At 64.4% G+C, this 23,299-nt stretch carries 19 protein-coding genes; 11 read left to right on the forward strand and 8 right to left on the reverse strand.

The features are described 5' to 3' along the window. The first annotated feature begins 19 nt into the window (after positions 1 to 19). The 3 genes from ACFQU1_RS21445 to ACFQU1_RS21455 all read left to right on the forward strand — a co-directional run bounded on the left by ACFQU1_RS21445 (position 20) and on the right by ACFQU1_RS21455 (position 3,581). On the forward strand, positions 20 to 1,003 hold the full coding sequence (locus tag ACFQU1_RS21445) for a hypothetical protein (RefSeq protein ID WP_378136499.1): 984 nt from the start codon (positions 20 to 22) through the stop codon (positions 1,001 to 1,003). Positions 1,004 to 1,424: 421 nt separating this feature from the next. Then, a complete protein-coding gene (locus tag ACFQU1_RS21450; RefSeq protein WP_378136501.1) occupies positions 1,425 to 2,687 on the forward strand; it encodes a calcium-binding protein in 1,263 nt (420 codons plus the stop codon). Positions 2,688 to 2,795: 108 nt separating this feature from the next. Next, complete coding sequence (locus tag ACFQU1_RS21455; protein ID WP_378136503.1) at positions 2,796 to 3,581, forward strand: hypothetical protein; 786 nt, start codon at positions 2,796 to 2,798, stop codon at positions 3,579 to 3,581. Between the two features lie 22 nt (positions 3,582 to 3,603). Here the strand turns inward: ACFQU1_RS21455 and ACFQU1_RS21460 are convergent, their stop codons facing one another. The 3 genes from ACFQU1_RS21460 to ACFQU1_RS21470 form a co-directional block, all read right to left on the reverse strand. Then, positions 3,604 to 5,103 (reverse strand): tripartite tricarboxylate transporter permease, encoded by a 1,500-nt coding sequence (locus tag ACFQU1_RS21460; RefSeq protein WP_378136505.1) that lies wholly within the window; start codon positions 5,101 to 5,103, stop codon positions 3,604 to 3,606. 12 nt (positions 5,104 to 5,115) lie between these two features. Beyond that, complete coding sequence (locus ACFQU1_RS21465) at positions 5,116 to 5,592, reverse strand: tripartite tricarboxylate transporter TctB family protein (protein ID WP_378136507.1); 477 nt, start codon at positions 5,590 to 5,592, stop codon at positions 5,116 to 5,118. Positions 5,593 to 5,664: 72 nt separating this feature from the next. Then, positions 5,665 to 6,657: a Bug family tripartite tricarboxylate transporter substrate binding protein gene (locus ACFQU1_RS21470; RefSeq protein WP_378136509.1), complete on the reverse strand. Its 993-nt coding sequence runs from the start codon at positions 6,655 to 6,657 to the stop codon at positions 5,665 to 5,667. 239 nt (positions 6,658 to 6,896) lie between these two features. Here ACFQU1_RS21470 and gor point away from each other — a divergent pair, with 239 nt between their 5' ends. Then, positions 6,897 to 8,258, forward strand: coding sequence for a glutathione-disulfide reductase (gor, locus tag ACFQU1_RS21475; protein WP_378136815.1), 1,362 nt, complete (start codon positions 6,897 to 6,899; stop codon positions 8,256 to 8,258). Between the two features lie 106 nt (positions 8,259 to 8,364). Here the strand turns inward: gor and ACFQU1_RS21480 are convergent, their stop codons facing one another. Then, positions 8,365 to 9,582 (reverse strand): MFS transporter, encoded by a 1,218-nt coding sequence (locus ACFQU1_RS21480; protein WP_378136510.1) that lies wholly within the window; start codon positions 9,580 to 9,582, stop codon positions 8,365 to 8,367. Positions 9,583 to 9,850: 268 nt separating this feature from the next. Here ACFQU1_RS21480 and ACFQU1_RS21485 point away from each other — a divergent pair, with 268 nt between their 5' ends. Then, positions 9,851 to 11,239: a class II 3-deoxy-7-phosphoheptulonate synthase gene (locus ACFQU1_RS21485; protein WP_378136512.1), complete on the forward strand. Its 1,389-nt coding sequence runs from the start codon at positions 9,851 to 9,853 to the stop codon at positions 11,237 to 11,239. Between the two features lie 801 nt (positions 11,240 to 12,040). Here the strand turns inward: ACFQU1_RS21485 and ACFQU1_RS21490 are convergent. After that, positions 12,041 to 12,298 carry a hypothetical protein gene (locus tag ACFQU1_RS21490; RefSeq protein ID WP_378136514.1) on the reverse strand — a complete coding sequence of 86 codons (258 nt, stop codon included), beginning with the start codon at positions 12,296 to 12,298 and terminating at the stop codon, positions 12,041 to 12,043. Positions 12,299 to 12,595: 297 nt separating this feature from the next. On the opposite strand from ACFQU1_RS21490, the gene ACFQU1_RS21495 reads away from it, so the two are divergent. Further along, positions 12,596 to 14,329, forward strand: a complete 1,734-nt coding sequence (locus ACFQU1_RS21495; RefSeq protein ID WP_378136516.1) for an NAD+ synthase — start codon at positions 12,596 to 12,598, stop codon at positions 14,327 to 14,329. Positions 14,330 to 14,358: 29 nt separating this feature from the next. Further along, complete coding sequence (gene gltX / locus ACFQU1_RS21500; RefSeq protein ID WP_378136518.1) at positions 14,359 to 15,708, forward strand: glutamate--tRNA ligase; 1,350 nt, start codon at positions 14,359 to 14,361, stop codon at positions 15,706 to 15,708. A 110-nt stretch (positions 15,709 to 15,818) separates the two neighbouring features. Here gltX and ACFQU1_RS21505 read toward each other — a convergent pair whose 3' ends face one another. Beyond that, on the reverse strand, positions 15,819 to 17,024 hold the full coding sequence (locus tag ACFQU1_RS21505; protein WP_378136520.1) for a DUF2865 domain-containing protein: 1,206 nt from the start codon (positions 17,022 to 17,024) through the stop codon (positions 15,819 to 15,821). 164 nt (positions 17,025 to 17,188) lie between these two features. After that, positions 17,189 to 17,650, reverse strand: a complete 462-nt coding sequence (locus tag ACFQU1_RS21510; RefSeq protein ID WP_378136522.1) for a MarR family winged helix-turn-helix transcriptional regulator — start codon at positions 17,648 to 17,650, stop codon at positions 17,189 to 17,191. 854 nt (positions 17,651 to 18,504) lie between these two features. On the opposite strand from ACFQU1_RS21510, the gene ACFQU1_RS21515 reads away from it, so the two are divergent. Beyond that, on the forward strand, positions 18,505 to 18,981 hold the full coding sequence (locus tag ACFQU1_RS21515) for a CreA family protein (RefSeq protein WP_378136817.1): 477 nt from the start codon (positions 18,505 to 18,507) through the stop codon (positions 18,979 to 18,981). A gap of 9 nt (positions 18,982 to 18,990) precedes the next feature. Here ACFQU1_RS21515 and ACFQU1_RS21520 read toward each other — a convergent pair whose 3' ends face one another. Then, entirely contained in the window at positions 18,991 to 19,293 is a 303-nt protein-coding gene (locus tag ACFQU1_RS21520) for a hypothetical protein (protein WP_378136524.1), read from the reverse strand. A gap of 352 nt (positions 19,294 to 19,645) precedes the next feature. On the opposite strand from ACFQU1_RS21520, the gene cysS reads away from it, so the two are divergent. The 3 genes from cysS to cimA are packed head-to-tail and all read left to right on the forward strand — an operon-like array spanning position 19,646 to position 23,261. Beyond that, the gene (gene cysS / locus ACFQU1_RS21525) at positions 19,646 to 21,169 is read left to right on the forward strand and encodes a cysteine--tRNA ligase (protein ID WP_378136526.1); all 1,524 of its coding nucleotides are present in this window, start codon (positions 19,646 to 19,648) and stop codon (positions 21,167 to 21,169) included. Further along, complete coding sequence (locus ACFQU1_RS21530) at positions 21,169 to 21,672, forward strand: GNAT family N-acetyltransferase (protein WP_378136528.1); 504 nt, start codon at positions 21,169 to 21,171, stop codon at positions 21,670 to 21,672. The genes cysS and ACFQU1_RS21530 overlap by 1 nt, the downstream gene beginning before the upstream one ends. Then, a complete protein-coding gene (cimA, locus tag ACFQU1_RS21535; RefSeq protein ID WP_378136530.1) occupies positions 21,669 to 23,261 on the forward strand; it encodes a citramalate synthase in 1,593 nt (530 codons plus the stop codon). The genes ACFQU1_RS21530 and cimA overlap by 4 nt, the downstream gene beginning before the upstream one ends. The last annotated feature ends 38 nt before the right edge of the window (positions 23,262 to 23,299 follow it).

The following is a 23,299-nucleotide window of genomic DNA, read 5'->3' on the forward strand; positions in this document are numbered from 1 at the left end:
GACGATAAGGAATGCGTCCGTGCCGAGCTCCGAGGACATGGGGCGCATCATCGACCTGTCCGGGGCCGTGGGCACGCGCACGGTGCTCATCCGGGATTTGCCGGAGGCGGTAACCTTCGATCATGTCCCGCTCGGCGCCCGTCTCCACCTGAACAATGCCGCACAGAGCACCACGGTCCGCTTCGACGGGGCGGAAGGCGCGGACGACCGGGCGACGGTGGAAGTTCTCGGCAAATGCGGCCGCCTCAGCCTCGCTCAGATCGAACATGTGAGGATCGAGGCGAACGCAAGCGGGCGCATTGTCCTGGACGCGGATACTCTACGCACCCTCACTATCGACGCTCGCCGCCCGCTCACGATCGATCTTTCGGGCACCCTGGCTCCTCTGGAACGGGTCGATGCATCGGCAAGCCAGGGCCGTATCCATTTCACCGCCGCCGAGGCCGAGCCGCTCGATCTCACCGGTGGCAGCGGCCCGGATATGATCAAGCTTTCCGGTGGCCGGGACAACCGCGTTGCCACAGGCGCTGAGGTCGACGATGTCGCCACGGGATCCGGGAATGACTTCATCGATCTCGGCGCGGGTGACGATAAAGTGGATGCTGGCGGTGGTCTCAATGTGATTACGACGGGCCCGGGCCGCGACACCATCGTCATCGGCGCTGCCGGCAACTCGTCCCTCGCTGAAGGCGCTGGCCTGACCACCGTCACGGATTTCGACGGCGAGGGTGGCGACAAACTCTGGTTCAAATTCGCATCCGACGGGCGCTTGGCCGATGAGGACGCGCTGGCCGCCATCGAGACGAGGATCGCCGCGCTCAATGCGTCTGCCGGCCTGCGCGACGCCCTTCATGCCGCACGGGAATTGACCGCCGGGGGGGATGCCGGTTGGTTCGTATGGCACGGCTCGACTTATGTCTTCGTCGACCATCCCAGCGATCCGCTGGTCCACCTGCAGAGCACCGTCCCCCTCTCCGCCGAGAATTTCGTCTGGGGTGAGTGACCTCGGATACCACGCCGCGATGATACAGAAGAGAACTCGATAGTTTACTCCTGCATTGCAGTGCTGCCGCGCCTCATAATTTTTCAAGTTTACGGCTTATTCCCGTGCGATTTTGCCGATCTCAGGCACTTTTATTGCAATCAATACTGTGCACATGCCAGCATATCGGCTGCGCAAAGTAGCATATCAAGCTGCTTGATCGCTTACGGCACATGGCTTCTGTGTATTCATGGCACATACACGCCAATACACGGCAATTGCGGACCGGGGCCGAGAGTCTTCCCGCCCTTGGCTTGGGTTCGCGGACAGAAGGAGCGGCGGCTTTGCGTGAGGGCAATCTAACCGCGATAGAGCAGGGAACATCGGCGCTCCCAAATGTGGCGCATATCGCGGATCCCCCACCAAGCCGGGACGCGAGATCATGACCCATGGCCATAGGACAAGGCCTCAGGAGAGTGCTGCCCATCAGCGTGGACCAAGCAAGAAGCTGCGCATCGAGGTCGAGGCTGCCGACGATGGCGTGGACGAGGGGGACAGCACCGCGCGGTCAGGCGCCTCTTGCGTCCTCTCCGAGCCGGAGGGCCTTCCGCTCGAAGGGCTGATTCTGCAAGGCCGTCCCGAGCCGACCGTGCTGCGCGCCTGGATGGGTCCGGGACGCGCCACGCCTCATCTGACGGATATCGAATATCTCCGCGTGACAGCGAAAGCCTATGGAGTACCGCGGACTCACGATGCCGGGTCTCCCTTGCCCACTGCCATCTACGACGCGTCTCAGAGCCATGGCCTGATGATGGTGTCCGTCCTCGCGGCCGAGACGGATATCGTCCTTGATCACATGCCGCTCGGCACGACAATCAGCCTGAAATGCCTGGCGCGGACAACGACGATAGCCTTCACGCAAGCAGCGGGGCCGGAAGACCGAGCCGACATCTTCGTCACCGGTAAGGCCCGCCTCCAGCTGCCGGATATCGAGCATCTGCGCTTGCGTACTTTCCGCGGCAGCACCATCGAGCTCGATGCGCCGGATGTCGAGATCTTGAAGATCGAGGGCGAGAGCGCGCGCGTGGTGGTGCAGCACCCATCGGTCCAGTTGCATGAAATCGATGCACACTGGGTCGCTGGGGATTTCGAGCTCCTGTTCACGGCATCTCACGACTTCGCCGTTTTCGGCGGAGGCAGCAAGAATAACATCGTCGTCCCCGGCACCGGGATGAGATTGGTCGCGACCGGAAATGATGACGACGTCGTGCGGACCGGTGACGGTGACGACCTGATAGGCGTGGGAGCCGGGGACGATCGTGTCGAGGCTGGCGGAGGCTTCAACTGGATCACGCTCGGCAGGGGAGCCGATCGAGTGATTATTGCCGATCAAGGCGACAGTGTCGCCTCGCCTCACCGCGGCATTACGACGGTCACCGACTTTAGCATGGACGACGACGACGCCATCGTCTTTGCCTTCGCGCGGCCGGACAGGGACATGAAGGCACCGCATAAGCATCTGATCGAAGAGGGGAGCGCGCGCAGCCTCGAGGAGGTGCATCGTGATGCGCTCGGGGCCAGCGACAGCGCGGCATTCTGGTTCCACAAGGACGGCGACACCTATGTGGGATGCGGAGAAGCGCTGGTCCGGCTGCTCGGACAAATCGAGCTCGCCGAGAGTGCGATCAACTGGGTCGAGCATTGATCCTGGCGAGCCTCTGCGTGTCCCTGCATGAGATCGCGGTGGAAACGGTGAGATCCTGTCGGCCGCACCACTGAGAGTAGTTGTTCCGTCGACATTGGAGTTTGGCTGATGGCGTCTCTACCTAAGTCATACAACGAAAGACTGGTGCTCAGAAAAGCGTCGGCCGAAATGGAAGGCAGCTCCCTCGACAAGCCGCTTTGGATATTGGGACAAAAGGTCAGCGTCTTCATAAAGGGCTCTCCGCCCACGGACGCCGTCATCGACGCGCGGGCGGTGGAAAAGCGCTTTGCGCTTACGATCGTGGCCTTATCAGATGAGCGGCAGGACGATACTCGGGAGAGGCCCCTGGTCATAGGAAGCGCCTACGGAGATAACCTCATCGACGTGAGGGACAACGCGCCTTATGCGATCGTGACCTTTCACGGCGACGATGAAATTTATCTCGGACCTGGCGGCGGCGGTGTCACGCCAGGCGCCGGCAAAAACGTCGTTCATGCGAACAGCGGGCCCGATAAGATCGCGTTCTATGCGGCGGAGAAGTCACGCTACGAAGGGGGCTCCGAAGCTTGCCTCACGACCATTCGCAATTTCACGCCTGGGCAGGACGTGATCGAACTAAATTTTTCGTCGACCCTCGCCCTGGTCTCTCCCGAGGTCCAAAACGAAATCGATCGGGTGGTCGCGGCCTTGGGCCCAACAGCAACCCTCGGCGAGGCGCGCCGCGCAGTCTTAGGCGTCGACGGAGTGGAGGACGGCCAAGTTTTCCGGTTCTGGCATCTCGGCGACACCTATATCGGCGCTGATAATGCCGAACGCACCACAATCAGGCTGACCGGAATTCTCGATCTGTCGCCGGCGGATTTCGACCTGGAGCCGTTTTTGATCGGCTCGTAACCTAACAACCTTTCGACCGGCGCTAATCCTCGTCGGCGCGGAAGCGGTCTAAGCCCTTCACCACGAACGGCGCGGTGAGGGCGACGAGGGCAAGCCCGAGCAGCACGGCGGCGAGCGGGCTCTCGACCAGGGCGATGGGATCGCCGAGGCTGATCGACAGCGCGCGTCTCAACTGTTGTTCCGCCATCGGTCCGAGAATGAGGCCGATGACCACAGGCGCGATGGGATAGTCGAAGCGCCGCATGAAAAAGCCCAGGACGCCGAAGACGAGCAGCATCATGAGCTCGACGACCGACGGCTTGGCGGCGATGGTGCCCATCGTGGCGAAGACCAGAATGCCCGCATAGAGCCAGTGCTGGGGAATGGCCAGCAGCCTGACCCAAAGCCCGACGAGCGGCAGGTTGAGCACCAGTAGCATCGCATTGGCGATGAAGAGGCTGGCGATCAGGCCCCAAACGAGTTCCGGATGCTCGGCGAAGAGAAGCGGACCGGGATTGAGATTATATTGCTGGAAGCCCGCCAGCATCATGGCGGCGGTCGCCGAGGTCGGCAGCCCCAGCGTGAGGAGCGGCACCAGCGTGCCGGCAGCGGAGGCGTTGTTGGCGGCCTCGGGCCCCGCGACGCCCTCGATGGCGCCCTTGCCGAATTCTTCCGGGTATTTCGTCAGCTTCTTCTCGGTTGCGTAGGACAGGAAGGTGGGGATTTCCGCGCCGCCCGCGGGGAGGGCGCCGATCGGGAAGCCGAAGAGCGTGCCGCGCAGCCACGGCCCCCAGGAGCGCTTCCAATCGCTCTTGGTCATCCACAGGGAGCCGCGCACCGGCTCCAGCGTCTCGGGCGCATGCTTGTGGCGCGAGGCGACGTAGAGCGCTTCGCCTACTGCGAAGAGCCCGACGGCGAGCGTCGTCACCTCGATGCCGTCGAGGAGGTCTGGCACGCCGAAATGGAGCCGCGCCTGGCCCGACAATTCGTCGATGCCGACGAGCCCGAGCGCGAGCCCGATGAAGAGGCTGGTGAGACCGCGTAAGGGCGAGGCGCCGAAGGTCGCCGACACCGTGACGAAGGCGAGCACCATCAGCGCGAAATAGTCGGCCGGCCCGAATTCGATGGCGATCTGCACGAGCCAGGGCGCGAGAAAGGCGATGCCGAGCGTAGCGATCGTGCCCGCGACGAAGGAGCCGATGGCGGCGGTGGCGAGAGCCGGCCCGCCGCGGCCGGCTTTGGCCATCTTGCTGCCCTCGATGGCGGTGGCGAGCGAGGCGCTTTCGCCGGGTGTGTTGATTAGGATGGCGGTCGTCGAGCCGCCATACATGCCGCCATAATAGATGCCGGCGAACATGATCAGCGAGCCCGCGGGATCGAGCTTGTAAGTAACGGGCAGGAGCAGTGCGACCGTGAGCGCCGGGCCGATGCCCGGCAGCACGCCGACGGCGGTGCCGAGAAAGACGCCGACGAGCGCGAAGAGGAGGTTCAGCGGCTGGATCGCGACGCTGAGCCCGTGCAGGAGGGCGGGAAAGGATTCCATCAGCGGCTTTTTTCAGAGGAGATTTTCGAGCGGCCCGCTCGGCAGGGAGAGCGCGAGGAGCTTCGCGAAGGCGAGATAGGTGACGAGCGCGAGGATGAAGCCGATGGCGAAATCGACCGCGAGCGCCTGCCGGCCGAAGGCGCGCGACGTGGCGGCAAACAAGACGGCGCTCGCCAGGATGAAGCCGCCGCCGAAAGCGATGATGAGGATAAGCCCGATGAGACCGCCGAGAATGATCAGCACCGGCGGCCAGTCGGCCGGCTCGGCCTTCGCCGTCAGTCCGCGCCAGGCTGCGAAGGCGGTTGCCGCGGCGAGCACGAGCAGCCCGAGCGCCACGACATTCGGCGCCGCCTCCGGCCCGATGCGCGCATAGGCAGGCGCGGCCTGCATGCGGCTCGCGTCGATGCGGAGGACGAGCGCCAGCACCGCCAGGCCGACGGCGATGATCAGGCCGCTGATATCGAAGCGCCGCCGTTGCCTGTCATTCATGCATGGATCCTAAAACTGCGGCCGGCGGGCGCTGCCCTGCCGGCCTGTTCTGCGGCGATCAGATCGCCATGGTCACTGGACGAGGCCGATCGACTTCAGCACGTCGGTGACGCGGGTCTGCTCGTTCTTGAGGAAATTGGCGAAGGCGTCACCCGAGAGATAGGCATCGTCCCAGCCCTTGGCCTTCAGCTGTTCCTGCCAGGCCTTCGATTTCGCGAGCTTGTCCATGAGCGACACGAGTTCCGCCGTCTGCTCTTTGGTCAAGCCGGGCGGTGCGACGACCGAGCGCCAGTTGATGAGCTCGAGATCGATACCCTGTTCCTTGAGCGTCGGCCCGTCGATATAGGCGACGCGTTCGGGGGCGGCGATGGCGATGAGGCGCAGTTTCCCCGCCTTGATCTGGCCTTCGAACTCGCTGTAGCCGGAGACGCCGGCCGTCACTTTCGCGCCGAGGATCGCCGCCAGCGCCTCGCCGCCGCCGGAGAAGGGGATGTAGTTGATCTTGGTCGGATCCACGCCGACCGTCTTGGCGAGGAGTCCGACGAGGAGGTGGTCCGTGCCGCCGGCCGAGCCGCCTGCCCAGGTCACTTTGGCTGGATCGGCCTTGAGCGCCGCCACGAGGTCCTGCGCGTTCTTGATCGGCGAGGAGGCCGGCACGACGATGGCCTCGTTCTCCGCCGTCAGCCGCGCAATCGGCGTCGTCTGGTCGAGGGTGACCGGCGACTTGTTCGTCAGGATGGCGCCGACCATCACTAGGCCATTGACCATGAGCTGCGAGGGGTCGCCCTTGGCGCTGTTGGCGAATTGCGCAAGTCCCACGATGCCGCCGGCGCCCGGCACATTGACGACCTGCGCACCCTTGACGAGGCCCTCCTCCGTTAGGGACGCCTGAAGCGATCGCGCCGTCTGGTCCCAGCCGCCGCCCGGGGCAGCCGGCGCGATAATCTTGAGCTCGGTCTGCGCCGAAGCGGCACCGGTCAGCCCGAAGGCGAATGCCGCCGCGGCAAGGCCCAGAATGGCGCGTCTTGGCGCGCCAGCGCGCAGAAATCGGCCTGATTCGACCACGGAAGTCCTCCCTCGTCCTTGCTCGCGGCTGCCTGCCGCCGACGAAATAACGGTAAAGCCGGGACATTTTGCGAGCAAGTCGTCACCTATCAGCCTTATTGTCTAGGCGCGTGCGCCGCCGCATGTCCTGCAAGGCCCGGCGGGAGGATTCTGTTCGGCTCGCGCTTGGCGGTTGCACGCGTGGCGCGCGTCGGCCAAAAGGGGCGGCCGGCGGTGAGGAGAAGGGTGAGGCCATGGCCATGGGCGATTTCGATGTGGATCTCTTCGTCATCGGCGCCGGCTCCGGCGGCGTGCGGGCCGGGCGGATCGCCGCCGGCTATGGCGCGCGGGTGGCGATTGCCGAGGAATCACGTGTCGGCGGCACCTGCGTCATTCGCGGTTGCGTGCCGAAGAAGCTCTATGTCTATGCGAGCCGCTTCCCCGACCATTTCGCCGATGCCGCGGGCTTCGGCTGGAACGTGCCCAAGGCGACCTTCCACTGGCCGACGCTCGTCGCCAACAAGGAAGCCGAGATCACCCGGCTCGAAGGCATTTATCGGCGCAACCTCGCCAATTCCGGCGTCGAGATCATCGATAGCCGTGCCGTCGTCGAGGATCCGCATACGGTGCGCATTCTGGCGACCGGAGCGCGCATCACCGCCCGCGTCATTCTGATAGCGACCGGTGCGCGACCCATTTTGGAGCCCGCCATCCCGGGTGGCGAGCTCGGCCTCATCTCCGACCAGATCTTCGACCTTGCCGCGCTGCCGGAGCGGCTGCTCGTCATCGGCGGTGGCTATATCGCTGTCGAATTCGCCGGCATCTTCTCCGGCCTCGGCGTCGAGACGACCCTGCTGCACCGCGGCCCGCATCTCCTGCGCGGTTTCGACGAGGATCTTCGCGTCGGCCTGGAAGAAGCCTATCGCGAACGCGGCATAGAGCTCTTGCTCGAGCGCACCATCGAGCGCCTCGACCGTAACGGCGAGGGTGTCCTGGCCACCTTGTCCGACGGGACCCGCCGCAGCTTCTCGCATGTGCTGGTGGCCACGGGCCGTTGGCCTCACACGCGCGGGCTCGGACTCGAGGCGGCGGGAGTTGCCCTCAACGCCAAGGGCGCGGTCGTGGTCAACGATTATGGCGCGACCAATGTGGCCTCGATCTTTGCCGTCGGCGACGTCACGGACCGGGTCAATCTGACCCCGGTCGCGATCCGCGAGGGCCATGCCTTCGCCGACACGATCTTCGGCGACAAGCCGACGACTGTCGACCACGCCACCATCCCGACCGCCGTTTTCTCCACGCCCGAACTCGGCACCATCGGGCCGAGCGAGGCCGCGGCGAGGGCGCTCTACCCCGACCTCGTCGTCTACCGCACGCGCTTCCGCGCCATGAAGTCGACGCTGTCTGGCCGCAACGAGCCGATGATGATGAAGATCCTGGTTGATCCCGCGACGGACAAGGTCATCGGCGTCCACATCCTCGGGGAGGGGGCCGGCGAGATGATCCAGGTGGTCGGCATCGCCGTGACCATGGGCGCCACGAAGGCCGACTTCGATCGCACGATGGCTGTGCATCCAACGGCGGCCGAGGAACTCGTCACGCTGCGCACGCCGGTGGCTTGAGCCGTAAGCCGACGGCGCATCAATTCGGAGCGCTCCGTGAAAAGCGTTGCGCACTCAGCGGCTTGTCACCGTCTCCGGAATCGATTTCGCAACCCTCTGCACCGCTTCACGTGGTCTGCGGCTCGACCTGCCCAAGCGGTTGGCCGAGCGGCTGCACCTCCTGGTCGAGAGGCGGCGGCGCCTTGCGTTTGATGCGCCAGATCACATAGAGGCCAAGCAGCAGATGCGCGATGGCATTGTGCAGGAAGAGCGCGCCATCGCCCAATCGCGCCATCAGGAACGAGGCCAGCGTCGGGCCGGTGATGGCGCCGAGGCAGTAGAGAAAGAGCAGCGTGCTCGATAGATGCACGGCGCCTGCTTCGTTGCGACGGTCGTTGGCATGCGCAGCGATCAGCGGATAAAGCACGGGAACGAAGAAGCCCATGCCGAAGGCGAGCGGATAGAGAAGCCAGGCGGCGGGATTTGTGGAGACCGCCAGCAGGGCGAGCTCGACGAGGACGGCGCAGCCGCAGATGACCGCGATCATCCACCGCCGGTCGACCCTGTCCGAGAGTCGTCCGAGCGGAAAGGGGCTGCCGGCCGAGCCGATGATAAGAACGGTCATGAAGGTGGCGACCACTGTCGTGCCGAGGCCGGTGCGCTCCACGAAGGCCGGCACGAGGCTCCACAGGCTGCCGTTGGCGAGGCCGACGAAAACGGCCCCCACCACGGCGATGGGGCTGCGGCGGGCGAGGCCGATGATGTCGAGGCGCCCCTTTGCCGGCAGGGGCGGCGGTTCGGCCCGCGTCAGCGCCATCGGTACGAGGGCCAGCACCACGAACATGGCCGCGGTCGAAAACAGCGTGAAGGAGCGCGGCGAGGCGATGTTCAGGAATTGCTGGCCGGTCGCGGAGCCGGCAAAATTCATGACATTGTAGAGGCCGAGCATGCTGCCGCGGTTGCGGTCGCTCGCCTTGGCATTGACCCATCCTTCGATCACGGCATAGAGCACGCCCAGGCAGAAACCCATGATGCAGCGCAGCGCGACCCACAGGATGGGCTCGACCGCGAGCGCAAAGCCGAGGATGGCGCTGGCGGCCACCGCCGCGAGCGCGGCAAAGGCCCGGATATGCCCGGCATAGCGGACGATCCCCGGTGCGAGCCAGGTGCCGCCGAGCATGCCGACGAAATAGGCCGAACCGATGATGCCGATCGTGGCGGGCGAGAATCCCTCGATCACGCCGCGCAGCGGCACCAAGGTGGTGACCAGCCCGTTGCCGATGATGAGGATGAAGACGGTGACGAGGACCGGCGCGACTGCGGCAATGGAGGCTGACACGGACATCAACACGAGCGAGGGGAAGGCGCGACTTCGATCTCATCCGATCACGGCGAAGTTACGGCTGCAATCGCCCATCGCGTGATTTTCGGCGTGATCTGCGGCCAAAAATGCAGGGCAGATGCCTATTAGGTGCATGGCTGCCGTTGCCGGCATCCCAAAAGCGGTTGACGCTCGCTTTTGATAGGAGTGTTCGTGTATAAGCCGCAAACTTCCCGCAAGGAGGAGCTGGTGGCCACTTGGGCTGCCGGTAGGGTCGTCAGGAGTGACTGCGATGAGCGAGCGTTGGACACCGTCGAGCTGGAGGTCGAAGCCGATCCAGCAGGTGCCGCTCTTTAACGATGCCGCCGCGCTGGCGAGCGTCGAGGAGCAGCTCGCCACCTTTCCGCCGCTGGTTTTTGCAGGCGAGGCGCGCAAGCTCAAACGGACGTTGGGCAAGGTCGCGGCCGGCGAGGCCTTCCTGTTGCAGGGCGGTGACTGCGCCGAAAGCTTCGCTGAACATTCGGCCGACAATATTCGCGATTTCTTCCGGCTGTTCCTGCAGATGGCCGTTGTGCTCACCTTCGCGGGCGCCTCGCCCGTGGTGAAGGTCGGGCGTGTCGCCGGCCAGTTCGCCAAGCCGCGTTCGGCGCCGAACGAGACGATCGATGGCCTGGAACTGCCGAGCTATCGCGGCGACATCATCAACGGCATCGACTTCACGCCGGAGAGCCGCGAGCCCGATCCGCGCCGCCAGCTGATGGCCTACCGCCAATCGGCGGCGACGCTCAACCTGCTGCGCGCCTTCGCTTCGGGCGGCTATGCCAATCTCGACAATGCCCATCGTTGGATGCTTGGCTTCGTCAAGGATAGCCCCCAGTCCGGGCGCTACCAGGAATTGGCCGATCGCATCACCGAGGCGCTGGATTTCATGCGCGCCTGTGGGATCGATCCGGAATCGCATCCGGAGATGCGCACGACCGATTTCTACACGAGCCACGAAGCACTGCTGCTCGGCTATGAGCAGGCGCTGACGCGGGTCGACTCCACATCCGGCGACTGGTACGCGACCTCCGGCCATATGATCTGGGTCGGCGATCGCACGCGCCAGCTCGACCATGCCCATGTGGAATATTTCCGCGGCATCAAGAACCCCATCGGGCTGAAATGCGGGCCTTCATTGAAGCCGGAGGAGCTTGTGAAGCTCATCTCCGTGCTCAATCCGGAAAACGAGCCGGGGCGGCTCACGCTTATCTGCCGTTTCGGCTCGGAGAAAGTCGCCGATCATCTGCCCGGTTTGGTTCGTGCCGTGAAGGCCGAGGGCCAGACGGTCGTCTGGTCCTGCGATCCGATGCACGGCAATACGGTGAAGGCGGGTTCGGGTTACAAGACGCGACCCTTCGAGAAGATCCTCTCCGAGGTGAAGCAGTTTTTTGCCGTCCACCAGGCCGAAGGCACCTATGCCGGTGGCGTGCATCTCGAGATGACCGGCAAGAACGTCACCGAATGCACCGGTGGCGCGCGCGCCATCACCGATGCCGACCTGCACGACCGCTATCACACCCACTGCGATCCCCGTCTCAATGCGGAGCAGGCGATCGAGCTCGCCTTCGTGGTGGCCGAGATGCTGAAGCAGGAACGGGCGGGCAAGCTGCGCGAGCACCACGCCGACGCGGCGGAGTAAGGCCGTTGGCGCAATTCGCGTGACGTTGCGCCGTGAATCATCACTGCCCGCTAATACCCGATAGCGAAAAAGTTCCGGTACCAATTCCCATCGAAGCGAGCCGCCCGGAGGCTTCCGGGCGGCTTTATTTTTACTTCATGCTCCGCATGGTATTTTGAATAGTTCCGCTGTAGGTCTGATCTTGTCCCCGCGAGCGTGAGCTGCCTTCAGGGTAGACTTCTGTTCATCGGAGATATGGGAGCTCGTCTTGTAAATTGTTCCACAGGAGTGGCTCCTGGTGAGCAAGTTATGATAGACTCTTGCCGTGTCATCGTAAAATTCCGTCACGACACCGATCTTGCCGCCACCGACCCAAGCCGTCTCACTTCCATCGAGTGGTTTCATTCCGAAGTCCTCCGCACGTGAAATAGCCTGTATAGGCTACAGTTACCTGAATAAGGATAGCATACATATATCATGGTCCATGTAATAAAGGATCGCATGGCCCGTATGTGATAACGTAAGTGGTGCTAATACCGAGAATATTTTGAATATACTTCGTATTCAAGTATGTTCGCGACAGGTTCATCAGTGCCGACGCCGCGGAGTAAAGTCCCCGTTGCTGGTAAGCCGCCCTCGGCCGCGATTACCTCAGGCCCGGGTTTGTCATTGCTTCGACGGATGAATGTTAGGCACACAGCGGGCCTCGTTTTAGCCGAAGCCGGCTCTCACCGATTCCGGCTCTTGTGTTCCGGAAGGGGCGGCTGCATTTGCCGAGAACTGCGACGCGAGCTTCAAACGCGGAACACTGATAGGGGAGGCTCAACACGCCACGCCGATCTGTGCCGCTGCGGCGCAGATCGAGCCATAGGTGCGAGTCGTGCTTCTGATCGTTTCAGCCTGATCCTTTGTAATTGGTACGCTTTTATCGATATTGGTGCCTAGCTTGTAGGTTGGATCGGACAGATTGTCTCGATAGTCTTTATATATTTTTGTCCCGGCATCGTCCTTGAAAAATACAGGAACCATAAATTTCCCTCCGCTCACGACAGTGTTCTCGCTCTCGTTGAGTGTCCGCATGTTATACATCACATTGAACGTTTGATACGTTGTGCACGTTAGTGAATTGGCGGGAGATCTGCAAAAACTATTGCTAATATTTTAGCGGTGATGCTTATATGACATTGGAGAATGTTGATTGGTAGACGCTAACGATCTGAGTTGATGCATCGATGGGGCGGGGCTCGCAAAACCACGCTGGGCGCGCGTGTAGCGAACGAGCAAACCAGATCGTGTCGGGAGTGTTCCTCGGGCTCAAGCGAGATGCATCCTTCAGCCCACATTGCCACCCGGGCAAGCGCACGCTAAATCGTGGACATGAGCCAGTCCGATCGTCTCCGCCTCGCCCTTGCCCAGCTCAACCCGACGGTTGGCGATGTCGCCTATAATCTCGCCAGGGCGCGCGAGGCCCGTGCCCAAGCGCAGATGCTCGGCGCCGATGTCGTGATGTTTTCCGAGCTCTTCCTGTCGGCCTATCCGCCGGACGACCTCGTGCTGAAGCCGGCTTTCCAGGACGCCTGCCGCCAGGCTTGCGAGGCGCTCGCCCGCGAGACCGGCGACGGCGGTCCGGCCGTTCTGATCGGCCTGCCCTGGGCCGAGGACGGCAAGCTCTACAATGCTTATGCGCTGTTGGATGAAGGGCGCATCGCCTCCGTCCGGTTCAAGGTGGACCTGCCGAACTACGGCGTCTTCGACGAAAAGCGCGTTTTCGTGCCCGGCTCCATGCCCGGCCCGGTGGTCGTGCGCGGCTTCCGTGTCGGCATTCCGATCTGCGAGGATATCTGGGGGCCCGATCCCGCCGAATGCATTTTCGAGACGGGCGGCGAGGTGCTCCTCGTACCGAACGGCTCGCCCTACCGCCGGGGTGTCGTCAACGAGCGGCTCAATGTGGCGGTGGCGCGGGTCGCCGAAACCGGCCTGCCGCTCGTCTATCTCAACCAGGTCGGCGGACAGGACGAGCTCGTCTTCGAGGGCGCCTCCTTCGCGCTGAACGGCGACGGTTCGCTCGCCGCCCAGCTCCCCGCCTTCCGCGAGGCCATCGAACTCGTCACCCTGACGCGTGGGGACGCCGGCATCGTCATCGGCTCCGACAGCCGTGCGGTCATCGAGGAGGGCGACGAGGCCGACTATGCGGCCTGCATGCTCGGCCTGCGCGACTATGTGGAGAAGAACCGCTTTCCCGGCGTGGTGCTGGGCCTGTCCGGCGGCATCGACTCCGCGCTCTGCGCCGCCATGGCCGTCGACGCGCTCGGCTCGGAACGAGTGCATGGGGTGATGCTGCCCTATCGCTTCACCTCTGAGGAGAGCCTGGGAGACGCCGCCCGATGCGCCGAGGCGCTCGGCCTGCGCTACGACATCCTGCCGATCGCCACGGCCGTCGAGGGGATGGAGGTAGCGCTTGCGCCGCTCTTCGCCGGCCGCCCGCGCGACACCACCGAGGAGAATATCCAGAGCCGCGTGCGCGGCACCATTCTCATGTCGATCTCCAATAAATTCGGCCCGATGGTGGTGACGACCGGCAACAAGTCGGAGATGTCGGTCGGCTACGCCACCCTCTATGGCGACATGAACGGCGGCTTTAATCCGGTGAAGGACCTCTACAAGACGGAGGTCTATCGTCTGGCCGCGTTGCGCAACCGCTGGAAGCCCGTGGGCGCTCTGGGGCCGGATGGCATTGTCGTGCCGCCCACCATCATCACCAAGGCGCCGACCGCCGAGCTGCGCGAGAACCAGACGGACCAGGATTCGCTGCCGCCCTACGACGTGCTCGATGACATCCTCGAAGGGCTCATCGAGCACGAGCTGCGTGTCTCCGATATCGTCGCGCGTGGCCACGATCTCGAGACCGTCCGCAAGGTCGAGCGGTTGCTCTATATCGCCGAATACAAGCGGCGGCAGGCTGCCCCCGGCGTGAAGGTCACGGTCAAGAGTTTCGGCCGCGACCGCCGTTATCCGATCACCAACCGCTTCCGCGACAACGGCGCCACCGCCCACAAAACCGATGCTGCGATTGCGCCGAAAGCCGGCACTGCCCAGAACATCGACGTCTGACGTCGCGCAGCAGATTCATGGCGAGCCCAATGGCAGCGAATTCCCAGCCCGTCGTCCGTTTCGCACCATCGCCGACGGGCTATCTGCATATCGGCAATGCGCGGCCGGCGCTCCTCAACTGGCTGTTTGCGCTGCGCTATGGCGGGCGTTTCGTGCTCCGTCTCGACGATACCGATCGGGCCCGCTCCACCGAGGAATTCGCCGAGGCCGTCGTTGCCGATCTCGCCTGGCTCGGCATCGAGCCGGATCTCATCGTCCGACAGTCGGATCGGCTGGCGCTCTATGATGCTGCTGCGGACAAGCTCAAGGCGGCTGGTCTCCTCTATCCCTGCTATGAGACGCCCGACGAGCTGGAGCGCCGGCGCAAGCGCCAGCTCGCCCGCGGCAAGCCACCGATCTACGACAGGTCTGCCCTCAAGCTGACGGACGCCGAGAAGGCGGCTTTCGAGGCCGAGGGCCGCAAACCGCATTGGCGTTTCCTGCTCGACCATCGCAGCGTCCGATGGACGGATCTCGCCCGCGGCGAGATCGAGGTCGATACGGCCTCGCTCTCCGATCCGGTGATGCGCCGGGGCGACGGCACCTATCTCTATACCTTCACCTCGGTGGTGGACGATCTCGACCTCGGCATCACCCATGTCATCCGCGGCGAGGACCACATCACCAATACCGGGGTGCAGATCCTGCTGATCGAAGCGCTAGGGGGCGCTATCCCGGCCTTTGGCCATACCAATCTCCTGACGACCGCGAGCGGCGAGGGGCTTTCCAAGCGCCTCGGCCATTTGTCGCTGCGCGGTCTCAAGAAGCAGGGGATCGAAGCGATGGCGGTCGCCTCACTCGCCGTGCTCGTCGGTTCCGCGGAGGCGGTGCGCCCTGTCGCCTCCATGGAGGAACTCGCCAAGCTCGTCGATCTCGCGCGGCTGTCGCATGGTGCCGCCAAATTCGACGAGGCCGAGCTCGAAGGGCTCAATGCCAAGCTCCTGCACGGCTTTTCCTTCGGAGCGGTGCAGCCGAGGCTCCGCGCGCTCGGCATCGAGGGCGGGGAGGCTTTCTGGCTCGCCGTGCGCGGCAATCTGGAGCGCTTCGCCGATGTCGTCGAATGGTGGCGCGTGGTGGAGGGGCCGATCGATCCGGTCATCGAGGATCATGCCTTCACGGCCACGGCAGCCGATCTACTGCCGCCCGAGCCGTGGACCGCCATGACGTGGAAGGCATGGACCGACGCCTTGAAGGCAGCGACCGGCAAAAGCGGGCGCGCGCTTTATATGCCGCTGAGATTAGCGCTGACAGCCCATGACCACGGGCCCGAACTGGCCGCCCTGCTGCCGCTCATCGGCGGTGTGAAGGCAACGGCACGGCTGCGCGGCGAGCGCGCCTGACATGTCGGCCGGGTCGCGGAGAGCTATTTTTCCACAATGGCTTAGCCGATTTCTCGGAATCAAGCTGTGAACAGCCAAATGACTTGAGCGGCGCTGTCGGGTGTAAAGCTCTAGTTGCTGGCACTGCCCCGGCGGGGATCGATCAAGGTGGCGTTCTGCGGGCCGGCGACGAGATAGGGCGCGACGATCCGAACCTTTCGCCGCTGGCCGTCCGGGCCGACTTCTTCCCGCGTCGTGCCCTGACCGCGGTCCATCGTCGCCTCTCCGGCGATCGACTGCGGGCCGATACCCGAGGAGTCGCCGCTCGCGGTCGGCACCGCGGAGGGATCGCTCGGCGCTTCCGAATCCGGCTCGGCCTCGTCCGGCTTGGTGGCCGCACTGGCCTTGCCCTTCGTCGCGGCTGTCGCTTTCGGGCGGGAGAGCTCCTCGGCCTTTTCTGCGGTCACGATGATATCGCTCTTGCGCCCATCGAGCAGCAGTTCGGCGCCTTGCAGCGCCTGGGCCCATGACTGGCCAGGCGGCCGGCAGGAGACCTCCCGGTTCAGGGTGCGCTCGTATTGGGCCGCGTTCGGCAAGTCGATATAGGGGCGGCCGGTCGCGCTCACCGCCTGTTCGATATTGCCGGCCGGCGACATGAAATAGAGTTCCGTGGGTGAGCCTGGGCACTGCGCCTGGCACAGCTCCTGGGCGCCGCCGCGTCCCGACGCCGGCCCGCCGAGCGGGAAGAAATAGCCGTCGGCCAGACGCACGCAGACCGCACGGGAGCCACCAAAGCGCTGCCGTTCGCCATCCGGCTGGCGCGAAGGCGGCACCTGCCCGTCGAGATCGGCTCCGGGCGGTGGTTCCTCCGGTCGGCCGCCGCCGAAAAGCAGCTCGAAAAAGCCGCGCTGACGGGCAGCCGTGCGCGGCGCACAGGCCGATGCCATGGCGGCGGCGAGTTCCCGCCTGCGGCCTTCCAGCTGCGGGTCGGATCCGCTCGCCCGTGCCCGCAGCATGTCGAGATTGGCCTGCATTTGCTGCATGCGCGACTGGAGGCCACCGCATTCGGCGGGACGACCGCCGCCGAAAAAGCCGCCGCGGTCGCAGCCGAGCTGCTGGTAGTAGCCGCGTGTCCGGTCGAGTTCGCTGCGCTGACGCCGCGCGGCGGCTGCATAGCGCTGCGAATTGGGGCTGCCCCGCTGCAGGGCCGAGAGTTCGGCGCGATACTGCTGGCAGGCGGCTGGCGCCGCGACTTCCTGCGCCTCAGCATTCCCGCACGCCAAAACCGTGCATAAGACAATTGCAGCGATGCCGTAGCCCGCCGGCCGGCTGATCATGCTCGTTCCCGTCGTTTCCGTCGGCCCGCTCGATGGCGGATCTATACGCCTCACCGTGACTAAACTGTGTCGCGATTCCCCGGAAGGGAGAAGTTAAAATCGCCGAACAAAAGCTCGGGACTCAGTCACGCGGCTCGGCCCCCAGGGGACACCGCCCACCCGTCTCACATATCCATTTCCGGCGGCGTGTCGACGGAAATGCCCGAACGCTGCATCAAAATTTCGATGACGCGCTCGAAAGTGGCGAGCTCTTCGGCGGGAATCCCGTCGGTCAGCTGTCCGGCATAGGTGAGAGCGATCGGCACCACCTGCGCATAGACGGCGCGGCCATCGACCGTGAGCGACAGGAAAGCTTCCCGCCGGTCCCGCTCATTCGCGCGGCGCTCGATGAGGCCGCGCTGCTCAAGTGCCGCCGTCGCTCGCGAGACCTTCGTCTTATGCATGCGGGTGTGGACGCCGACGTCGCGGGCGGTCATCTCTTCGGACTCCCCGAGAAGCGCAATGATCCGCCATTCGGGAATGCCGAAGCCGAAGCGTTTCGCGTAGATCCGGCCGAGACCTTCCGCAACGACCTGGGCGAGCACATTCAGCCGGTAGGGCAGAAAGCGTCCCAGGATGAGCTTCATCTCGCCCATGTCCTCGGCAGAGGAAACGGCGGGGGCAGCTTCAGTGGGCGATGGACCTGCGCGGTTTGAAGGAGGTGACATGAGAGATCGGTACCATGGAATGCGACGCGGCGAAGCCTTGGACCTCGGCGGTCTCGGCGTCGCTATCTATCACAACTGCGCTTCGCCAGGTCCAGAGCGGATCTCGTCCAGCGTGGATGGTCGGCGCCCTATAGGCGCCGGGCCCGTCGACGAGGCAGGCAGCGCTTTCCGCGTGGCCGGTGTTCGCAGCGATTATGGGGCTGCGAGGGCGCTGACAGCCTTAAGGGGCCGTGGGGTCCCCGGAGCCTGCGTTATCCCGAGAAGGGCGAAGAGGCTCACGCCCAAGCACAGGATGAGTTCGGTACGCGTAACCTGGCGCATGGGCCGGTCGAAATGAAGGAGGCGCATACGGTCATCCACCTGTCGTCGCAAACTGACCGCACGAAACGGCCAGCCGGCTCTCGTTGATCCCGAATCTTCATGCCGGTCGCACGGCATCAATGCCGATACCACTATTGCCGATAAAAACGCAACGAAAACAGTAGTTTAGAGATGTTCTGAGCTGCCTTGCATATCGTCCAGCTTAAGCCATGCGCGCGGTTCGGCAGTGGCGCGGAACGCCGAATGTGTCGCAGATGAAGCATAGTGTGGACGCCCGTGGGCCGCGTGATTCCAAGGTAATCGCCGCTCAAGGGCGACCCCGGGGGCGGATTTCCGCTCCTGTCCACCTATATGTCCCGCAGGTCACCTCCACGCGCAGAGGATGGGAGAGAGCGATGATAGGTCGCACGGTATCCAGAGTTTTCATCGCGGCCGTCATCGGCGCGCTCGGCATGCTGGCGCCGGCCGGGATAGTGCATGCCGAAGGCCCCGATCTGATTTTCCGCAAATCCACCGTGTGGAAGATGCTGACGCCCGATGACACGCTCGCCGTCTACGGCATCGATGATCCGGTCGCCGAGGGTGTCGCCTGCCATTACACCTTGCCGGAACGGGGCGGGATCAAGGGCATGTTCGGCGTCGCCGAGGAGGTGTCGGATGCCTCGCTCGCCTGCCGCCAGATCGGGCCGATCCATTTCAAGGAGAAATTCGCCCAGGGCGACGTCGTCTTCAGCGAACGCCGCTCGCTCGTGTTCAAGCGCGTGCAGATCGTGCGCGGCTGTGACGTCCGGCGCAACGTGCTGGTCTATCTCGTCTATTCCGATAAGCTGATCGAGGGCTCGCCCAAGAATTCAACCTCGAGCGTGCCGATCATGCCCTGGGGCGCCAATGCGGAGGTGCCGAAATGCGCCGATTGGGTGAAGCAGTAGATCGCTGCTTCAGTTGTCGCAGGTAATGACGACGGCGTTGCGCGCGCGCCGGGGCAGGGCGCCCGTCGAGCTCGTCACGTCGGAGGCGGGGTGGAAGCCGCTGGCCTGGCGATAGCCCTGGGCGACGCACCAGGCATTGGCGACGCCATTGGCGCAGTCGCCGCCGGTCGCCAGACAATCGGCGACGCCATAGCCGTCGCTCGCCGGAATGACGAAGGTCGATTCCGCGGCTTTGGCGCTAAGGCTGGGAGAGACGAGAGCGAAGGCGCTGAGGAGGATGGCTGAACACGAGAGAACGGAAACGCGACGCATGGCCTGCAACACTGTTCGAGTTCGGGAGACTGCCCAACGCAATCTCGACTGTTCCCGTAAATAAATTGCGAAACAGGGAGTTCCGCAGTGTGCCTGCACACAGGATGGCACCGGGCGCATGCTCTTGACGGATTCGTGCGGAGAAGGCAATGATCCGCCCCATGATGGCAACCGTCCGCGCTATTCGGATCAGGATTATTTGCAGCTAGCTCGATCGCTGGCTGACGCCGTCTTGTCTTTCCCTTCGAGATTGATCAGAGCGAGCCGATAGCCAGGGGCCGGGACTCTGCGCAGGCACGCCGCCTCATTGGCCGAAAGGCGAGGGCGGCGCGGGGATGCTGAGGGGTAGGACATGCAAGACGCCTTGGACAGAGGCCCCGATAGGGGCCTCAGGCTCTACAACACGCTGACGCGATCGAAGGAGGCTTTTCGCCCCATCGATCCCCGCCATGTGCGCATGTATGTCTGCGGGCCGACCGTCTACGACTATGCCCATATCGGCAATGCCCGGCCGGTCATCGTCTTCGACCTCTTGTTCCGCGTGCTACGCCACCATTACGGCGCAGATTGCGTCACTTATGTCCGCAACATCACGGACGTGGACGACAAGATCAACGCACGCGCCGCCCGGGACTATCCGGACCTGCCCCTGAACGAGGCCATAGCCCGGGTCACGGCCGCGACGGAGGAGCAGTTCCACCGCGACGTTGCAGCGCTCGGCGTGCTGCCCCCGACGGAGGAGCCCCGCGCCACGGCGCATATCCCGGAAATGCGGGCGCTTATCGAGCGGCTCATCGCCCGCGGCGTCGCCTATGTCGCCGAGGAGCACGTGCTCTTTTCGGTCGACGGCATGGGGCGTCAGCCCGGCCAGCCACGCTACGGCGGGCTCGCCCGTCGCTCGCTGGACGAGATGCTGGCCGGCGCCCGCGTCGATGTCGCGCCCTACAAGCGCGATCCCATGGATTTTGTCTTGTGGAAGCCCTCCAAGCCCGGCGAGCCGGCCTGGGAGAGCCCCGCCGGCATCGCGACGCCGGGCCGCCCTGGCTGGCATATCGAATGCTCCGCCATGTCCATGGCCAAGCTCCTTGCGCCCTTTGGCGGTGGGCTTGCCTGCGATGACCCTGTCAAGAACACCTTCGACATCCATGGCGGCGGCATCGATCTGGTCTTTCCCCACCACGAGAACGAGATCGCCCAGTCCTGCTGCGCGCTCGGCACGCCGGTCATGGCGCAGGTCTGGATGCACAATGGCTTCCTCATGGTGGAAGGCGAGAAGATGTCGAAGTCGCTCGGCAATTTCGTCACCATCAACGAGCTGTTGGAAACCGACACCTTCGGCGGCCGCTCCTGGCCGGGCGCAGTGCTGCGCCTCGCCATGCTCAAGACCCACTACCGCCAACCGATCGACTGGACGGCGGCTGCGCTCGAAGAGAGCGAGACGGTTTTGCGCGACTGGTGGGAGGCCTGCCGCGATGCCGCGCCGGCCATCACGCCTCCCGCCGAACTCATCGAGGCGCTCGACGATGACCTGAACCTGTCGGAAGCCATCGCCGCGCTACACCAGATGAAGCGGACGAAGCGCTTTGCCGATCTGCGCGCCGCGCTCGCCTTCATCGGCTTCGACGAGATCGCCGAGGCAGCCCTTGGGGCAGGTGCGCGCGGAGCCGTGACGGGCTCCGGCGATGTGCTTGTCGAGGCCGGCGATCTCGACGCGGCTGCTCGGCGGTTGCTGGTGAACCGCGCCGCTGCCCGCACGGCGAAAAACTGGGCCGAGTCCGACCGCATCCGCGACGAACTCGCCGCCATGGGCATTCAGTTGAAGGACGGCAAGAACGCCTCCGGCCAGCCCGTGACCACCTGGGAGATGAAGCGCTGATGGCCCAGACCATGCCCCAACCCGCGCTGCGGCCCTATCTGCCGTCCGATCTCGATATCCTCGTTGCGATCTTCCAGGACAGCATCGAGGAACTGACCGAGGAGGACTATGGCGAGGCCCAGCGCGCCGCCTGGGCGGCAAGGGCCGACGAGCCGGATTTCGGTGCGCGGCTCGCCAATGCGCTCACGCTGGTCGCGACCATCGGCGGCTCGGCGGTCGGCTTCGCCTCGCTCAAGGGCAAGGACCATATCGACATGCTCTATGTTCACCCGAGCTTCGCCCGGCAGGGCATAGCCACCATGCTGTGCGACGCCCTCGAAAAGCTTGCTGCCGCGCGCGGCGCAAGGCGCCTGACGGTCGACGCGAGCGACACGGCGCGCCCGTTCTTCGAGGGGCGAGGCTTTGAGGCCGAGAGCCGCAACACGGTGACCGTCGGCGACGAATGGCTCGGCAATACCACCATGGCGAAAGTGCTGCCCTTTTCCGAAGAGCCGAAACCGTGAGCGCCCGCGAACGCCTCTATCTCTACGACACGACCCTGCGCGACGGCGCGCAGACGACCGATGTCGATTTCTCCCTCGCCGATAAGCAGCTGATCGCCCGGCTTCTTGACGAACTCGGCATCGACTATGTCGAGGGCGGCTATCCCGGCGCCAACCCGCTCGACACCACCTTCTTCGCCGAGAAGGCGACCAAGCGCGCGCGTTTTGCCGCCTTCGGCATGACCAAACGTGCCGGGCGCTCCGCCGCCAATGACCCCGGCCTTGTCGGGCTCCTCGAGGCGAAGGCCGACGCCATCTGCTTCGTCGCCAAGTCCTGGGATTATCAGGTGAAGGTGGCGCTGGAGGCGACGCTCGAGGACAATCTCGCCGGCATCCGCGAGAGTCTCGAGGCGGTGCGTTCCGCCGGCCGCGAGGTGATGCTGGATTGCGAGCATTTCTTCGACGGCTACAAGGCCAATCCCGATTACGCGCTCGCCTGCGTCACGGCGGCCTATGAGGCCGGCGCCCGCTGGATCGTGCTCTGCGATACCAATGGCGGCACCTTGCCCGACGAGGTCGAAACCATCGTCGCCGAGGTTGCGCGCCGCGTTCCCGGTGATCACCTCGGGATCCACGCCCATGACGACACGGGCTGTGCCGTCGCCAACTCGCTGGCGGCAGTGCGGGCCGGCGCGCGGCAGATCCAGGGCACGCTGAACGGCCTCGGCGAGCGCTGCGGCAATGCCAATCTCGTCAGCCTCATCCCGACGCTCGCCTTGAAGGCACCCTATGCGGAACGCCTGGAGATCGGTGTGGACACCGATGGCCTCAGCCGTCTCACGCAAGTGTCGCATGCCCTCGACGAGATCCTGAACCGGGCGCCCAACCGCCATGCGCCCTATGTCGGGGCGAGCGCCTTCACGACGAAGGCCGGCATCCATGCCTCGGCCGTGCTGAAGGATCCTCGCACATACGAACATGTGGAACCGGAGGCGGTCGGCAACCAGCGCCAGCTTCTCGTCTCTGATCAGGCGGGCAAGTCCAATCTCATCGCCGGCCTGGCGCGGGTCGGGCTCGCCGTCGACAAGGACGATCCGCGCCTGTCGCGGCTTTTGGCGGTGGTGAAGGAGCGCGAGGCGCAAGGCCATGCCTACGAGGCCGCCGATGCCTCTTTCTTCGTGCTCGCCAAGGGCGTGCTCGGAGAAGTGCCGACCTTCTTCACGGTCGAGCGTTTCAGCGTCAACGTCGAACGGCGCTACAACGCCATCGGCGAGCTCGTGACCGTGGCCGAAGCCATCGTCAAGGTGGAGGTCGACGGCGAGACGATGATCTCGGCGGCGGAGGGCAACGGTCCGGTCAATGCGCTCGATCTTGCCTTGCGCAAGGATCTTGGCAAATACCAGCGCTTTATCGAAGGCATCCACCTTATCGACTTCAAGGTGCGCGTCTTCCAGGGCGGCACGGATGCGGTAACGCGCGTCTTGATCGAATCCGGCGACGAGACCGGTGCGCGCTGGTCGACGGTCGGCGTCTCGCCGAACATCATCGACGCCTCCTTTCAGGCCCTGAGCGATTCAATCATCTACAAGCTGGTGACGAGCGGGGCGTAAGCGCACCGGTCATCCCGGGCGACGGAGCCGGAGCCCGG

Origin of the sequence: Chelatococcus sp. GCM10030263, from assembly GCF_042666455.1 — a bacterium.
GTDB lineage: Bacteria > Pseudomonadota > Alphaproteobacteria > Rhizobiales > Beijerinckiaceae > Chelatococcus.

Bases quoted from the DNA above. Each gene is read 5' to 3' on its own strand.
- ACFQU1_RS21450 (WP_378136501.1), top strand. From the start codon at position 1,425: ATGACCCATGGCCATAGGACAAGGCCTCAGGAGAGTGCTGCCCATCAG.
- ACFQU1_RS21455 (WP_378136503.1), top strand. From the start codon at position 2,796: ATGGCGTCTCTACCTAAGTCATACAACGAAAGACTGGTGCTCAGAAAA.
- ACFQU1_RS21460 (WP_378136505.1), bottom strand. From the start codon at position 5,103: ATGGAATCCTTTCCCGCCCTCCTGCACGGGCTCAGCGTCGCGATCCAG.
- ACFQU1_RS21465 (WP_378136507.1), bottom strand. From the start codon at position 5,592: ATGAATGACAGGCAACGGCGGCGCTTCGATATCAGCGGCCTGATCATC.
- gor (WP_378136815.1), top strand. From the start codon at position 6,897: ATGGGCGATTTCGATGTGGATCTCTTCGTCATCGGCGCCGGCTCCGGC.
- ACFQU1_RS21480 (WP_378136510.1), bottom strand. From the start codon at position 9,582: ATGTCCGTGTCAGCCTCCATTGCCGCAGTCGCGCCGGTCCTCGTCACC.
- ACFQU1_RS21485 (WP_378136512.1), top strand. From the start codon at position 9,851: ATGAGCGAGCGTTGGACACCGTCGAGCTGGAGGTCGAAGCCGATCCAG.
- ACFQU1_RS21490 (WP_378136514.1), bottom strand. From the start codon at position 12,298: ATGCGGACACTCAACGAGAGCGAGAACACTGTCGTGAGCGGAGGGAAA.
- ACFQU1_RS21495 (WP_378136516.1), top strand. From the start codon at position 12,596: ATGAGCCAGTCCGATCGTCTCCGCCTCGCCCTTGCCCAGCTCAACCCG.
- gltX (WP_378136518.1), top strand. From the start codon at position 14,359: ATGGCAGCGAATTCCCAGCCCGTCGTCCGTTTCGCACCATCGCCGACG.
- ACFQU1_RS21505 (WP_378136520.1), bottom strand. From the start codon at position 17,024: ATGATCAGCCGGCCGGCGGGCTACGGCATCGCTGCAATTGTCTTATGC.
- ACFQU1_RS21510 (WP_378136522.1), bottom strand. From the start codon at position 17,650: ATGAAGCTCATCCTGGGACGCTTTCTGCCCTACCGGCTGAATGTGCTC.
- ACFQU1_RS21515 (WP_378136817.1), top strand. From the start codon at position 18,505: ATGCTGGCGCCGGCCGGGATAGTGCATGCCGAAGGCCCCGATCTGATT.
- ACFQU1_RS21520 (WP_378136524.1), bottom strand. From the start codon at position 19,293: ATGCGTCGCGTTTCCGTTCTCTCGTGTTCAGCCATCCTCCTCAGCGCC.
- cysS (WP_378136526.1), top strand. From the start codon at position 19,646: ATGCAAGACGCCTTGGACAGAGGCCCCGATAGGGGCCTCAGGCTCTAC.
- ACFQU1_RS21530 (WP_378136528.1), top strand. From the start codon at position 21,169: ATGGCCCAGACCATGCCCCAACCCGCGCTGCGGCCCTATCTGCCGTCC.